Origin of the sequence: Klebsiella sp. FDAARGOS_511 (assembly GCF_003812845.1) — a bacterium.
In the GTDB taxonomy this organism is placed as follows: domain Bacteria; phylum Pseudomonadota; class Gammaproteobacteria; order Enterobacterales; family Enterobacteriaceae; genus Klebsiella; species Klebsiella grimontii.
Window position 1 is genome coordinate 2,373,907 of the sequence record NZ_CP033824.1, and the last position, 13,594, is coordinate 2,387,500.

The following is a 13,594-nucleotide window of genomic DNA, read 5'->3' on the forward strand; positions in this document are numbered from 1 at the left end:
GAAACGATGCAACTGGATATCAATGAGCTACTGAACTTCTCGCCATTGATGAAGACCTTTACCTTCAACGCCTGGGTCGTCGCCGGCTTTACTCCCATCACCCGCGGCTCAAAGCTGGACTACTACATTAACCGCCCGCAGGGAATGAAAGGTTACATCATCAATCTGACCCTGCGCGGCCAGGCGCGCGCGAAAGCGGGCGACGGCTCTCTTCTGTTTCGTGAAAACGATCTGCTGCTCTTCCCGCCCGGCGTTCCCCACCATTATGGACGGGACGAACACAGCGACTACTGGGATCACCTATGGATCTACTTTATCCCCCGGCCCTACTGGATAGACTGGCTAAAATGGGATCAAACGACCCACGGCATTGGTAAAACCACGGTCAACGATCCTGAGCAGTTGCAAAGCCTGCGCGATCTGTTCTATGAGGTCATCCGCCATCACTCCGCTTCCGCCCCGCTGTCGGAGGCGCTGGCGATGAACGCGCTGGAGCGCCTGATCCTGAGCTGCTTTCAGCGACAGCCGATCAGCAACCGCCACGCCCACGATCCGCGGATTAACGCCGTATGCGACTATCTTAACGAACATATTGCCCAGGAGATTAAGATTGAGAACCTGGCGGCGATGGTTTTTATCTCCCCCTCCCGGCTGGCGCATCTGTTCAAAAATGAACTGGGGCAAACGGTTTACGCCTGGCGCGAGGCGCAGCGCATTAACCGCGCAAAGTGGCTGATCCAAACCACGTCGCTGCCGCTTAACAAAATCGCCCTGTCGGTAGGTTATGGAGACCCGGTCTATTTCACGCGCATTTTCCGCAAGCATAACGGCATTCCGCCGGGCGAGTACCGCAAACGCTATGCGCAAATGAAGGGATAGGTCCAGAAACATCAACGGCTCCCGTTGGGAGCCGCCTTTTTACCGTGTAGCCATACCACTTTTCAGATTATGCCATCTCTGTTTGCAGACGGATAACCTGACGATTGACTTCGGACATCACCGACAAATGCAGCTTGTCCTTCACCTTCGGGATAAGGATTTTGCCCTTATCAAACTCAAAAGCGCCAACGTCCTTGATATACAAACGTCCACGGAACAGGATCTTCACGTACTTCGCTACTTGTAGCGGATTGTAGCGTTGGAAAATTTTCATTGTTGTCTCCTGCCAGGGTTACGCTCCTGTGGTGCCACAGTTAGCCCACGTACCGGAAGCGCAAATTTTAGTGCCCTGAAACTATAGTCCAGAATCTGAGTGATACCCAGTATGTATAAGTTTATTTACCTTATGATGACAATAATTCAGAGTTTTCGTTTCAGGCATCCGATGAAGGTAGTATAAGTCGCCGATTTTGGACGAATTTGTGCGTTAACACGCAAACTGGCACCATCATTGCGAGTAATGCCCATAAATCGCATTTATGATTAAAGCAGACCAAGTGGTCGGATCACCTGCACAAATAATAAAAGGAAACACCATGACCCTACATAGATTACTGGCCGTTTCATGTCTCCTGTTCCCGCTGATGGCGTCGGCGCATAACTTTGTCGATGGTCAGCGCGTTGCGCCGGTCGGCGTCGCGGATCGGGGGGAGCTGGTACTGAACAACGATAAGTTTAGCTATAAAAGCTGGAATAGCGCGCAGCTGGTGGGGAAAGTGCGCGTCGTGCAACACATTGCCGGGCGCTCGTCGGCAAAAGAAAAAAACGCGACCCTGATTGAAGCGATTAAAAGTGCGAAGCTGCCGCACGATCGCTATCAAACCACCACTATCGTCAATACCGATGACGCTATCCCGGGTTCAGGCATGTTTGTCCGCAGCAGTATTGAGAGCAACAAGCAGCTTTACCCCTGGTCGCAGTTTATCGTCGACAGCAACGGTGTGGTCCGCAAAGCGTGGCAGCTTAATGAGGAGAGTTCAGCCATCGTGGTTCTGGATAAAGACGGCCGCGTACAGTGGGCTAAAGACGGCGCGCTTAGTCAGGAAGAGGTGCAGCAGGTGGTGGCCCTGCTGCACAAGCTGCTCAATAAATAGAGACCCGGAAGCCGGGGTTGAGGAACGATTCACGCGGCGTGTAATCAAGGGTACGCCCCTGCCAGTCGCGAACGTGCGCCCCGGCGGCGCTGGCCACCGCATGACCGGCCGCGGTATCCCAGGTGGAGGTCGGCCCGAAGCGCGGATAAAGCTGGGCCTGCCCTTCGGCGACCAGACAGAACTTCAGCGATGAACCGATTGAGGTGGTCTGGTGTTCGCCAAGCTGCTCCAGATACTCCTGCAGCTCCGGGTCATTGCCGTGGGATCGGCTAATCACCACCAGCGGCGGACGCGCATCGCGGACTTGAATCTGCTTGCGAACGCCGCACTCCTCTTTCCATGCTTTGCCCTTTTCCGCGCTGTACATCACCTTCATCACCGGCGCGTAGACTACGCCAAGGATCGGCTTCCCGTTCTCAATCAAGGCGATATTGACCGTGAACTCGCCGTTGCGCTTGATAAACTCTTTGGTGCCGTCCAGCGGGTCCACCAGCCAGTAGCGCTGCCAGTGCTGGCGCACCTCCCAGGCCGGCGGGTCCTCTTCCGACAGAACCGGAATATCGGGCGTCAGCGCCAGCAGGCCGCTGATAATCACCTTGTGCGCCGCAATATCCGCGGCCGTGACCGGAGAATCGTCCTTCTTGCTGGCAACGTCCATCGGCTGTTTTCCATCGTAAACTTCCATGATGGCATCGCCCGCGTTCCGTGCAAGCTGACATACTTGTTCTAACATTCTCCACCTCGTCTGGTTACAGTGGCGTTAACTCGTTGTTTTATTTATATCGCATCATTGTGAGTTCCGCTATCTGTGATAACGATGCCGGTTTCATTGATCCCTTTTCTGGCATGATTCACATTTCTGTAAGCAACAGAATGTAAATACATTTTCTTCTGTGCTATTGCTCATAAAAAAGGACGCCACTGATGATTAAGTTTAGCGCAACGCTGCTGGCCACGCTGATCGCCGCCAGCGTAAATGCGGCGACGGTCGATTTGCGGATCATGGAAACCACCGATCTGCACAGTAATATGATGGACTTTGACTATTACAAAGACAGCGCCACGGAAAAATTTGGCCTGGTGCGCACCGCAACCCTGATTGAGAAATCACGCCAGGAAGCCAAAAACAGCGTGCTGGTCGATAACGGCGACGTCATTCAGGGCAGCCCGCTGGGCGACTATATGGCGGCGAAGGGGCTGAAAGAGGGCGATGTTCACCCGGTCTATAAGGCAATGAATACCCTGGACTATACGGTGGGCAACCTCGGTAACCACGAGTTTAACTACGGACTCGACTTCCTGCACAAAGCGCTGGCCGGCGCGAAATTCCCCTACGTAAACGCCAATATCATCGATGCTAAAACCGGCAAACCGATGTTTACGCCTTATCTGATTCAGGATACCCAGGTACAGGATAGCGACGGCAAAACGCAGACGCTGCGCATTGGCTATATCGGCTTCGTACCGCCGCAGATTATGACCTGGGATAAAGCCAATCTCAGCGGCAAAGTCACCGTCAACGACATTACCGCAACCGCGCGCAAGTTTGTCCCGGAAATGCGTGAAAAAGGCGCGGATGTGGTGGTGGTCATTGCCCACTCCGGCCTCTCCGCCGACCCGTATCAGGCGATGGCGGAGAACTCCGTTTACTATTTAAGCCAGGTGCCCGGCGTCGATGCCATTATGTTCGGCCACGCGCATGCCGTCTTCCCGAGCAAAGATTTTGCCGGTATTAAAGGCGCAGATATCGCGAAAGGTACGCTGAACGGCGTACCGGCGGTGATGCCGGGCATGTGGGGCGATCATCTTGGGGTGGTCGATCTGGTTCTGAACAACGACAGCGGCAAATGGCAGGTCAGCGCAGCGAAAGCCGAAGCGCGCCCGATCTACGATGCGGCGGCGAAGAAATCGCTGGCGGCAGAAGACAGCAATATGGTGGCGGTATTAAAAGCCGACCATGACGCCACCCGCGAGTTTGTCGGCAAACCGATCGGTAAATCCTCGGACAATATGTACAGCTACCTGGCGCTGGTGCAGGATGACCCGACCGTACAGGTGGTCAACATGGCCCAGAAAGCCTATGTGGAGCACTATATTCAGGGCGACCCGGATTTGGCGAAGCTGCCGGTACTCTCCGCCGCCGCGCCGTTTAAAGTCGGCGGACGGAAAAACGATCCGGCCAGCTTTGTGGAAGTGGAAAAAGGTCAGCTCACCTTCCGCAACGCCGCCGATCTCTACCTGTATCCCAACACCCTGGTGGTGATGAAAGTGAGTGGTAAAGAGGTGAAAGAGTGGCTGGAGTGTTCCGCCGGGCAGTTCAATCAGATTGACCCCGCCAGCAGCAAGCCGCAGTCGCTGATTAACTGGGACAGCTTCCGCACCTACAACTTCGACGTGATTGACGGCGTGAACTACCAGATCGATATCACCCAGCCGGCGCGCTATGACGGCGAATGTCAGCCCGTTAATCCGCAGGCCGAGCGAATTAAAAACCTGACCTTTAACGGCAAGCCAATCGATCAGAACGCCACTTTCCTCGTCGCGACCAATAACTACCGCGCTTACGGCGGTAAATTCCAGGGCACCGGCGAGGATCATATCGCGTTCGCCTCGCCGGATGAAAACCGCTCGGTGCTGGCGGCGTGGATTGGCGCGGAGTCGAAGAAAAACGGCGAGATCCATCCGGCGGCGGATAACAACTGGCGACTGGCGCCGATCCATAGCAGCGTACCGCTGGATATTCGCTTTGAAACCTCACCGGGCGATAAGGCCGCGGCGTTTATCAAAGAGAAAGCGCAATACCCGATGCGCCAGGTCGCAACCGACGATATCGGTTTTGCCATTTATCAGCTGGATTTGAGTCAGTAATTGCCCGTTCCCCGGTTGCGCTACGCCTACCGGGGCTACCCAGGCATCACCCTCAGGCTACCTGTTCGTGGTTCGCCAGAACCGCGGGCAGGTTCAGCTCAATCCAGTCCGCCAGCGCCGCCACCTTCTCGCTTACCTGCTCACCGAGCGGAGTCAGACTATATTCAACGTGCGGCGGTACCACCGGGTACGACACGCGGTTAAGAAAGCCATCCTGCTCCAGCGCCTGCAACGACTGGGCCAGCATCTTTTCGCTGACGCCGCCGATCTTACGCCGCAGATCGCTAAACCGATGGGTGCCATCGCGCAGGGACACCAAAATCAGTACGCCCCAGCGGCTGGTCACGTGCTTGAGCACTTCCCGCGAGGGGCACTGTTCGGCAAACAGGTTGCCGTTCCGTAGCTGCTCGCTTAGCGTCAGATTCGCCATATTCACACTTACCTTTTTGTACGTACTTACTAAAAGTTAGTTAAGGTGTTAGCTTACCACAACTGCCAATGAACACGAAGGAGAAGACTTATGATCGCCATTACCGGCGCCACCGGCCAGCTTGGCCAGCACGTCCTGGAAAATCTGTTAACTACCGTCCCCGCAGGCCAGGTTGTGGCTATCGTGCGCAACCCGGCGAAGGCCGAATCGCTGAGTCAACAGGGCGTGGTGGTTCGTCAGGCCGACTACAGCGATGAAGCCGCGTTGACCGCCGCCCTGCAGGGCGTAGACAAACTGCTGCTGATCTCGTCCAGCGAAGTCGGCCAGCGTGCCGTCCAGCACCGTAACGTAATTAACGCGGCGAAAGCCGCCGGCGTAAAATTTATCGCCTACACCAGCCTGCTGCACGCCGATACCTCCCCGCTGGGGCTGGCCGATGAGCATATCGCCACCGAGAAAATGCTCGCCGACTCCGGCATTGCGTATGCTCTGCTGCGCAACGGCTGGTACACCGAAAACTATCTCGCCAGCGCGCCGCCGTCGATTGAGCACGGCGTGTTTATCGGCGCGGCCGGTAACGGCAAAATCGCCTCCGCGACCCGCGCAGACTACGCCGCCGCCGCCGCTCGCGTTATCGCCGAAGAGGGCCACGCCGGAAAAGTGTATGAACTGGCGGGCGATGAGGCGTGGACGCTGAGCGAACTGGCCGCTGAGCTGAGCAAACAAAGCGGTAAAAACGTGGTGTATCAAAACCTCAGCGAAGCCGACTTCGCCGCCGCGCTGAAGAGCGTCGGGCTACCTGCCGGTCTGGCGGATATGCTGGCGGATTCTGATACCGGCGCGTCCAAAGGCGGTCTGTTCGACGATAGCTGCACCCTGAGTAAGCTAATCGGTCGCCCAACCACGACGCTGGCAGAGAGCGTCAAAGGCATTCTGTAACTGTTACATAGCGGTTAATTTTTGTAGCATCCCGGCGGACCATCCTCAATAATAAAAGGATGTCCGTCGGGAGTTATCGCATGCAAGGCGTACCAGAACAGTTCAGTGATGAAAGAGACAGCGCGCGCTTTCGCCATCTGGCGCAGCTGCCCGGCGTTGAGCTGTACCATGCCCATATCTCCCGCTACGCCTTTGAACCGCACACCCATGAAGCCTTTGGTATCGGCGCGATCGAGCTCGGCGCCGAGCGTTTTCGCTATCGCGGCAGCCAGCACGTGGCTTCGGTTAACTCGATCGTCACCATGAACCCCGATGAGCTGCACACCGGCGAGGCAGAGACCGCCGACGGCTGGCGCTATCGAATGATTTATCTCGACCCGGATACGCTGGAAGAGGTGACCGGCGAACGCCACTGGTGGTTCAGCGAGGTGGTTCGCCAGGATCCGCTGCGCTCCCGGCAAATCGGCAATCTTATCTATGGCCTGTGGCATACCGACGATCCGCTGGCGCAGCAGGGCCTGCTGCTGGATCTCATCGATACCTTCCGTCCGTTTGCCCATCACGCCGCTGCGCTGCCCGAGGCCCGCCACCGCTTCGAGCGGGTACGCGACTATCTGCACGACAATTATATGCGTACGGTCACCCTCGATGAGCTGGCGCAGGTGGCGGCGCTCAGCCCATACCATTTTCAACGCCAGTTCAAAGCGCACTTTCACGTCACGCCGCACCAGATGCTGATGGCGATTCGCCTGTGGCGCGCCAAAGCGTTTCTCACCCACGGCATGCCCGCCGCCGACGTTGCTCTCGCCGCCGGGCTGACCGACCAGTCGCACCTGACGCGCGCCTTCACTCGCCGCTACGGCATTACGCCGGTGCGTTATCAAAAGCAGGTTCTCCCGCGCTAATGCGCAACCTCATACAATATTCCCGCTTTTGCCTCGCCTACACTGTCGCCAACGAAAAGAGTAATGGAAGGCGTGATGATTAGTGGTGTGCTGTACGCCCTGCTGGCAGGGCTGATGTGGGGATTGATATTCGTGGGTCCTTTACTGGTGCCGGAATACCCGGCTGTTTTACAGTCGATGGGGCGCTATCTGGCGCTGGGGCTGATCGCTCTGCCGCTGGCCTGGCTGGGCCGCGCGCGGCTGCGCCAGCTCACCGGGAAAGACTGGTGGACAGCGCTGGGGCTGACCATGATGGGCAACTTAATCTATTACGTCTGCCTGGCCAGCGCCATTCAGCGTACCGGCGCGCCGGTATCGACCATGATTATCGGCACCCTGCCGGTCGTGCTGCCGGTTTTCGCTAACCTGCTCTATAGCCAGCGCGACGGCAAGCTGCCGTGGCGACGCCTGTTCCCGGCGCTGGTCTGTATTGCCCTCGGCCTGGCGTGCGTCAATATCGCCGAGCTGCATCAGGGCTTACCTGATTTCAGCCCGTGGCGCTACGGTTCCGGTATCGCGCTGGCACTGATCTCGGTGGTGTGCTGGGCCTGGTACGCGCTGCGCAACGCCCGCTGGCTGCGGGAAAATCCGGATAAGCCACCGATGATGTGGGCCACCGCGCAGGCGCTGGTGACCCTGCCGGTATCCCTGGCCGGATACCTTATCGCCTGCGGGTGGCTGCACGGCCAGCACGCGGACTTTCCGCTCCCCTTCGGCCCGCGCCCGGCGGTATTTGTCACCCTGATGCTGGCGATCGCCATTTTCTGCTCATGGGTCGGCGCGTGGTGCTGGAACGTTGCCAGCCAGCGCCTGCCAACGGTGATCCTCGGGCCGCTGATCGTCTTCGAAACCCTTGCCGGACTGCTGTATACCTTTATTCTGCGCCAGAGCCTGCCCCCGTTTCTCACCTTCAGCGGTATCCTGCTGCTGGTGCTCGGCGTGGTGTCCGCCGTGCGTGCCCGCCCGGAAAAGCCCGCGCTGCAGGAGCTGGTCAGCGAGAAAAAATAGCCTGGTATCCTAAAGGGGTATTCCCAGGAATATAAGATGCATTTAAAATACAACTTATATTCTTGATGACGAGGTAACTGCTATGGCTTTCCGTGACCAACCTTTAGGCGAGCTGGCGCTGACGATTCCGCGCGCCTCCGCGCTGTTCCGTCAATACGATATGGACTACTGCTGCGGCGGCAAACAGACGCTGGAGCGCGCGGCGTCGCGCAAAGAGCTGGACGTCGCGGTGATTGAAGCCGAGCTGGCCAAACTGGCGGAAGAGCCGGTAGAGCGCGACTGGCGGGCTGCGCCCTATGCGGACATCATCGATCACATTATCGTTCGCTATCACGACCGGCATCGCGAGCAGCTGCCGGAGCTGATTTTACAGGCCACTAAAGTCGAGCGCGTTCACGCCGACAAGCCCAACGTTCCGAAAGGTTTAACCAAGTACCTGACCATGCTGCACCAGGAGCTTTCCAGCCATATGATGAAAGAGGAGCAGATTCTGTTCCCGATGATCAAACAGGGCATGGGAACGCAGGCCGGCGGTCCTATCAGCGTCATGGAAAGCGAACATGATGACGCGGGCGAGCTGCTAGAGGTGATTAAGCACATCACGCAGAACGTGACGCCGCCGGCGGAAGCCTGCACTACCTGGAAAGCGATGTACAACGGCATCAACGAGCTGATTGATGACCTGATGGAGTACATCAGCCTTGAAAATAACGTCCTGTTCCCGCGCGCCCTCGCCGGAAAGTAAATAAAAAGGCGCCCGCAGGCGCCCTCGACATTGTCAGTCTTATTGGCCACCCCGGGTGGCCTTTTTTATGACGGACCGTTGCAAGCAACGTTAAAAACCGCTGCCGAAGATTTTTTATTTCGCCAGGCGCTTCTTGCCGGCAAACAGCCAGCCCGCGCCGAGCAGCACAAACCACAGCGGGGTCACCATCAGCGCTTCGCGGGTATCGGCTTCCAGCGTCAGCAGGACCAGGACAAAGACGAAGAATGCCATGCACACCCAGCACATCAGTTTGCCCAGCGGCATCTTATATTTGGACTGCTCATGCAGCTGCGGACGCTTTCTGCGATAGGCCAGATACGAGCACAGGATAATCGTCCAGACGAACATAAACAGGATCGCCGACACCGTGGTAATCATGGTAAACGCCGCGATCACGCTTGGATTGACCATCAGCATCACCACGCCGCCCAGCAGACACATACAGGAGAAGGTCAGGCCTTTCGCCGGTACCGCGCGCTTCGACAGCTTGGCGAACATTTTCGGCGCCTGTCCGTCCTGCGCCAGACCGAACAGCATACGGCTGGTGGAGAACACGCCGCTGTTAGCGGAAGAGGCCGCCGAGGTCAGCACCACGAAGTTGATCAGGCTTGCCGCCGCCGGCAGCCCGACCAGCACAAACAGTTCAACGAACGGGCTCTTTGACGGCACGACGGAGCTCCACGGCGTCACTGACATAATCACGATCAGCGCAAAGACGTAGAACATAATGATACGGATTGGAATTGAGTTAATCGCCCGCGGCAGGGATTTCTCAGGATCTTTCGTTTCCGCCGCCGTGGTTCCCACCAGTTCGATGCCCACAAAGGCGAAGACCGCTATCTGGAAGCCGGCAAAGAATCCGCTGATGCCTTTCGGGAACCAGCCGCCGTCATTCCACAGATGGGCGAAAGAAGCTTCTACCCCGGTCGGTGACTGGAAGTGCATCATCACCATCACCAGGCCGACGACGATCAGCGCCACGATAGCGACGATTTTGATCATCGCAAACCAGAACTCCATCTCGCCGAACATCTTCACGGTGGCGAGGTTAAGGCCCAGCAGCAGCAGGATGACCGCCAGCGAGGCGACCCAGTCGGAGAGTCCCGGGAACCAGAACTGCGCGTAGGCGGTGATCGCCACCACGTCCGCCATCCCGGTTACTACCCAGCAGAACCAGTAGGTCCAGCCGGTAAAATAGCCTGCCCAAGGGCCCAGCAGGTCGGCGGCAAAATCGCTGAACGACTTGTATTCGAGATTCGACAGCAGCAGTTCGCCCATGGCGCGCATGACGAAAAACAGCATAAAGCCGATGATCATATAAACAAAAATAATTGACGGCCCGGCAAGGCTGATGGTTTTGCCTGAGCCCATAAACAGCCCGGTGCCGATCGCACCACCGATAGCAATAAGCTGAATATGCCGGTTAGTGAGATTTCGCCGCAGCGATTGTTCAGTCGGAGCCTGTTCGTCGGCAGCGACTTTTACCTGATCTACCATGTGATTTTTTCCTGTTGTACCTGTCTGTGTTGTTCGGGCTCTGCTGGCCCTTCATTCGTCTTAACCCTGGAACGAGGGTTTATCGATATTAGGTAAGAATCGGAGGGATGAATACTATGATTTAGATATAATGTTAATTTTATGTTTAAAGTGAGTGTTATATCACTCAGGTTACGCGAAACAGCTCACAAAAATACACCCATTAAGCAGATATGCAATATAAAGCTCCGAAAAACGCTCAACTTAAGGGTTTTACACTATTTAAAGCGGCCTCCTCCCCCGTACGGGAGAGGAAGCACCTGCTGTTTAGATAATATCCAGCAGTTCAACTTCAAAAATCAGGGTACTGAACGGAGGAATGGATGCGCCCGCGCCGCGCTCGCCGTAGGCCAGGCTGTGCGGAATGGTCAGTTCCCATTTGGAACCCACTGGCATCAGGGTCAGCGCTTCAATCCAGCCGCCGATTACGCCTGTCACCGGGAATTCAGCCGGTTCGCCGCGTGCGACGGAGCTATCGAAGACGGTACCGTCGATCAGTTTGCCGGTGTAGTGGACGCGAACGCGGTCAGTACGCGCCGGGATCGGGCCTTCGCCCTGGGTCAGAACGCGGAACTGCAGACCAGATTCGGTGCTGTTCACGCCTTCGCGCTCGCGGTTCTCTTCCAGGTATTTCTCGCCATCCGCGGCCATTTCCTGGAAACGCTCGCGACGCACGGCGTCAGCGCGTTCGTGGATTTCACGCAGCGCGCGGTGAACGGCTTCCACCGGCACCTGCGGCTGTTTACCTTCCAGCGCGTCAGCAATACCGGCGACCAACGCTTCCGGCAGCAGCCCCTGCAGGCCAGATTCGCTCAGCTGTTGTCCAACCTGCAAGCCGATACCGTAACTTGCCTGTGCTTCGATCGTGTCAAAAGTTGGGGTTGCCATCTTTGTTCCTTTTTTCGTGGGAGCTCTCATGCTCTCTGGCTTCCAAAATGCAAAAGACGATGAGCAGAGAAAAGAGGTGGAAAGCATATCAGCCATAGCACGACGGGTAAAACTTTGTCGCCTGGATGATGACAAATCTAAGGGAAACAGAAACAATAGAGAGATAAGGTTAACCTCACGAAACATTGCTTTGTCTCGTCCTTCAGGAAGTTAGCCATTTATACCCGTCATACTTTAAGTTGCAGGAGCGTTGGCTTCGCCAGCGCGCCCCAGTCACATAGTTATCTATGCTCCTGGGAACTTACTGGCTTGCCGCGTTACTCGGCCTGCGGCCCCGCCCCTACGGGGCCAGCGCAAGCGCTGTTCAAGGCAAACCTTGTCCTGCGACTTAAATTATTTAGGGTATATACTTTATTTACAGGATAAAAATATGCGGAGCAGGAGGAAAGCCATGCCCGGGCGCTTTGAACTGACATCTACCCTGGCGAAGATCTGGCACGCCCCGGATCATTTTCGCCTCATGGATCCGCTACCGCCGATGCACCGCCGGGGCATCATTGCCGGAGCGCTACTGGTGATTATCGGCGTTCTGCTCCCTTCCGAGGATAACAGCAGCGAGGTTCAGGCCAGCCGCGAGGCGAACATCAACCTGCAATCCCAGTCACAGCCCTCTTCCGGCAATCAGGCTGTCCCGCTGCCGCCCATCACCAATACGCCGCCCGTAAACGATGCCGATCAGGTGGCGCCGGTCGCGCCGGAGCCGATTCAGGATGAGCAGCCGGACCAGCCGCAGCAGCAGACCGCTTCCCAGCCTTATCAGGAGCCGCAGTCGACTCCCGGCATTGAGCAGCAGTGGCGGACCTACCGCATTGAATCCGGCAAAACCCTCGCACAGCTGTTCCGCGACCACAACCTGCCGCCGACCGACGTTTACGCCATGGCCCAGGTGGAAGGCGCAGGAAAACCGCTAAGCTCACTGCAAACCGGGCAGACGGTACAGATCCGTCAGAACGCCAATGGCGTAGTCACCGGGCTGACTATCGATACCGGCGGCGGGCAGCAGGTGCTATTTACCCGCCAGTCGAACGGTAGCTTTATTCGCGTCCGATAAGGTCTCACGGCCGGGTAATTGACCCGGCCTGCGGTGAAGCTTTGCCGGGCTTATTCACCCACCAGATCCCGGCGCACACCAGCGCCAGCGCAACCGCATATTTCAGCTCGAGAATATTCTCGCCGAGGAAGATGGCCGACAGCACGGTGCCGGCTACCGGAACCACAAAGTTGAACGGCGCGATCGTACTCACCCGGTTATGCTTGAGCAGCACGCTCCATAGAGCAAAAGCAATGGAAGAGAGCAGCGTCAAATAAGCCAGAACCAGCGCAGCAGCTGCGCTGTGAACCTCAAGGGTGCCGCCGGTCAGATAGCCGCCGCCGACCAGTACCAGGCCGCCAAACGCCAGCTGCCAGCCGGTCATCACCGTCGGGTCAACCGTCTGCGAAATGCGCTTACCGTACAGCGTCGCCGCCGACAGGATAAACGCCGCCAGCACTACAAAGCCGTCGCCCTGCCAGATAAAGCTAAAATCGCTCAATGAATGATTAACGTTCACCAGCATCACGCCGGCAAAGCCGACAATACAGCCGATGGCTTTGTTGTAGCTCAGCCTGTCATTCTGATAGATAAAGTGCGCCAGCAGAACGCTGAAGAAGGTACCTGTGGCGTTCATAATCGATCCCTTCACGCCGGTGGTAAACGCGAGGCCAACGTAGAAGAAAACGTACTGGATAGACGTTTGCGTGATGCCCAGTATCGCCAGCTGGCCGCACTGACGGGGATTTAAGCGAGCGATTGGCTTACGCTGCGCCAGCGCGAAGAGCAGCAGCAGCGCGCCGGCAAACAGGAAGCGATAGCCAGCAAAGACGATTTTAGACGGCACATCATCAGTGGCAATCTGAAACAGTTCATAGCCGCTTTTAATCGCCGGGTAGGAGCTTCCCCACAGCAGACAGCAGAGGGTTGCGCAGGCATAAGCCACTTTCTTGCGGGAAAAAATCGAGGGTGCGTCCATTCACTTCACCAGAAATAAAATAGTGTTTTATTTTATTATCCAGAAAGTTGCTAAGAATAGCCACCATACCAGGAAAAGATTCGACAAATACAGAAAAGCAAAACGCCGGCACA

Annotated in this window: 14 protein-coding genes; 8 read left to right on the forward strand and 6 right to left on the reverse strand. The window is 56.8% G+C overall.

Annotation, left to right across the window (positions count from 1 at the left end; all coding sequences use genetic code 11):
• Positions 1 to 6: 6 nt before the first annotated feature.
• Positions 7 to 879, forward strand: coding sequence for an arabinose operon transcriptional regulator AraC (gene araC, locus EGY08_RS12345; protein ID WP_004128168.1), 873 nt, complete (start codon positions 7 to 9; stop codon positions 877 to 879).
• Positions 880 to 946: 67 nt separating this feature from the next.
• Here araC and EGY08_RS12350 read toward each other — a convergent pair whose 3' ends face one another.
• The gene (locus tag EGY08_RS12350; protein ID WP_004128166.1) at positions 947 to 1,153 is read right to left on the reverse strand and encodes a DUF1107 domain-containing protein; all 207 of its coding nucleotides are present in this window, start codon (positions 1,151 to 1,153) and stop codon (positions 947 to 949) included.
• Between the two features lie 322 nt (positions 1,154 to 1,475).
• Here EGY08_RS12350 and EGY08_RS12355 point away from each other — a divergent pair, with 322 nt between their 5' ends.
• The gene (locus EGY08_RS12355; protein WP_004128163.1) at positions 1,476 to 2,033 is read left to right on the forward strand and encodes a YtfJ family protein; all 558 of its coding nucleotides are present in this window, start codon (positions 1,476 to 1,478) and stop codon (positions 2,031 to 2,033) included.
• Here EGY08_RS12355 and cysQ read toward each other — a convergent pair.
• Entirely contained in the window at positions 2,023 to 2,766 is a 744-nt protein-coding gene (cysQ, locus tag EGY08_RS12360; protein WP_123828543.1) for a 3'(2'),5'-bisphosphate nucleotidase CysQ, read from the reverse strand. The genes EGY08_RS12355 and cysQ overlap by 11 nt on opposite strands.
• 191 nt (positions 2,767 to 2,957) lie before the next feature.
• Here cysQ and EGY08_RS12365 point away from each other — a divergent pair, with 191 nt between their 5' ends.
• Positions 2,958 to 4,901 (forward strand): bifunctional 2',3'-cyclic-nucleotide 2'-phosphodiesterase/3'-nucleotidase, encoded by a 1,944-nt coding sequence (locus EGY08_RS12365; RefSeq protein WP_004128158.1) that lies wholly within the window; start codon positions 2,958 to 2,960, stop codon positions 4,899 to 4,901.
• A gap of 52 nt (positions 4,902 to 4,953) precedes the next feature.
• Here the strand turns inward: EGY08_RS12365 and EGY08_RS12370 are convergent, their stop codons facing one another.
• Entirely contained in the window at positions 4,954 to 5,331 is a 378-nt protein-coding gene (locus EGY08_RS12370; protein ID WP_004098015.1) for a winged helix-turn-helix transcriptional regulator, read from the reverse strand.
• 90 nt (positions 5,332 to 5,421) lie between these two features.
• Between EGY08_RS12370 and EGY08_RS12375 the strand changes: the two genes are divergently transcribed.
• The 4 genes from EGY08_RS12375 (at position 5,422) to ytfE (ending at position 8,967) form a co-directional block, all read left to right on the forward strand.
• Complete coding sequence (locus EGY08_RS12375) at positions 5,422 to 6,270, forward strand: SDR family oxidoreductase (RefSeq protein WP_123828544.1); 849 nt, start codon at positions 5,422 to 5,424, stop codon at positions 6,268 to 6,270.
• Between the two features lie 80 nt (positions 6,271 to 6,350).
• Complete coding sequence (locus EGY08_RS12380) at positions 6,351 to 7,175, forward strand: AraC family transcriptional regulator (protein WP_004128154.1); 825 nt, start codon at positions 6,351 to 6,353, stop codon at positions 7,173 to 7,175.
• A 75-nt stretch (positions 7,176 to 7,250) separates the two neighbouring features.
• Entirely contained in the window at positions 7,251 to 8,222 is a 972-nt protein-coding gene (locus EGY08_RS12385) for a DMT family transporter (RefSeq protein ID WP_004128153.1), read from the forward strand.
• Between the two features lie 82 nt (positions 8,223 to 8,304).
• Complete coding sequence (gene ytfE, locus EGY08_RS12390; protein WP_123828545.1) at positions 8,305 to 8,967, forward strand: iron-sulfur cluster repair protein YtfE; 663 nt, start codon at positions 8,305 to 8,307, stop codon at positions 8,965 to 8,967.
• A 114-nt stretch (positions 8,968 to 9,081) separates the two neighbouring features.
• Here the strand turns inward: ytfE and cycA are convergent, their stop codons facing one another.
• Together cycA and fklB are read right to left on the reverse strand one after the other, a co-directional pair.
• Positions 9,082 to 10,485, reverse strand: a complete 1,404-nt coding sequence (gene cycA / locus EGY08_RS12395) for a D-serine/D-alanine/glycine transporter (RefSeq protein WP_004128150.1) — start codon at positions 10,483 to 10,485, stop codon at positions 9,082 to 9,084.
• A 306-nt stretch (positions 10,486 to 10,791) separates the two neighbouring features.
• Complete coding sequence (gene fklB / locus EGY08_RS12400) at positions 10,792 to 11,412, reverse strand: FKBP-type peptidyl-prolyl cis-trans isomerase (RefSeq protein WP_004098007.1); 621 nt, start codon at positions 11,410 to 11,412, stop codon at positions 10,792 to 10,794.
• A gap of 451 nt (positions 11,413 to 11,863) precedes the next feature.
• Here fklB and EGY08_RS12410 point away from each other — a divergent pair, with 451 nt between their 5' ends.
• On the forward strand, positions 11,864 to 12,523 hold the full coding sequence (locus EGY08_RS12410; protein WP_123828546.1) for a LysM-like peptidoglycan-binding domain-containing protein: 660 nt from the start codon (positions 11,864 to 11,866) through the stop codon (positions 12,521 to 12,523).
• A gap of 4 nt (positions 12,524 to 12,527) precedes the next feature.
• Here the strand turns inward: EGY08_RS12410 and EGY08_RS12415 are convergent, their stop codons facing one another.
• Entirely contained in the window at positions 12,528 to 13,481 is a 954-nt protein-coding gene (locus EGY08_RS12415; protein WP_004128146.1) for a DMT family transporter, read from the reverse strand.
• Between the last annotated feature and the right edge of the window lie 113 nt (positions 13,482 to 13,594).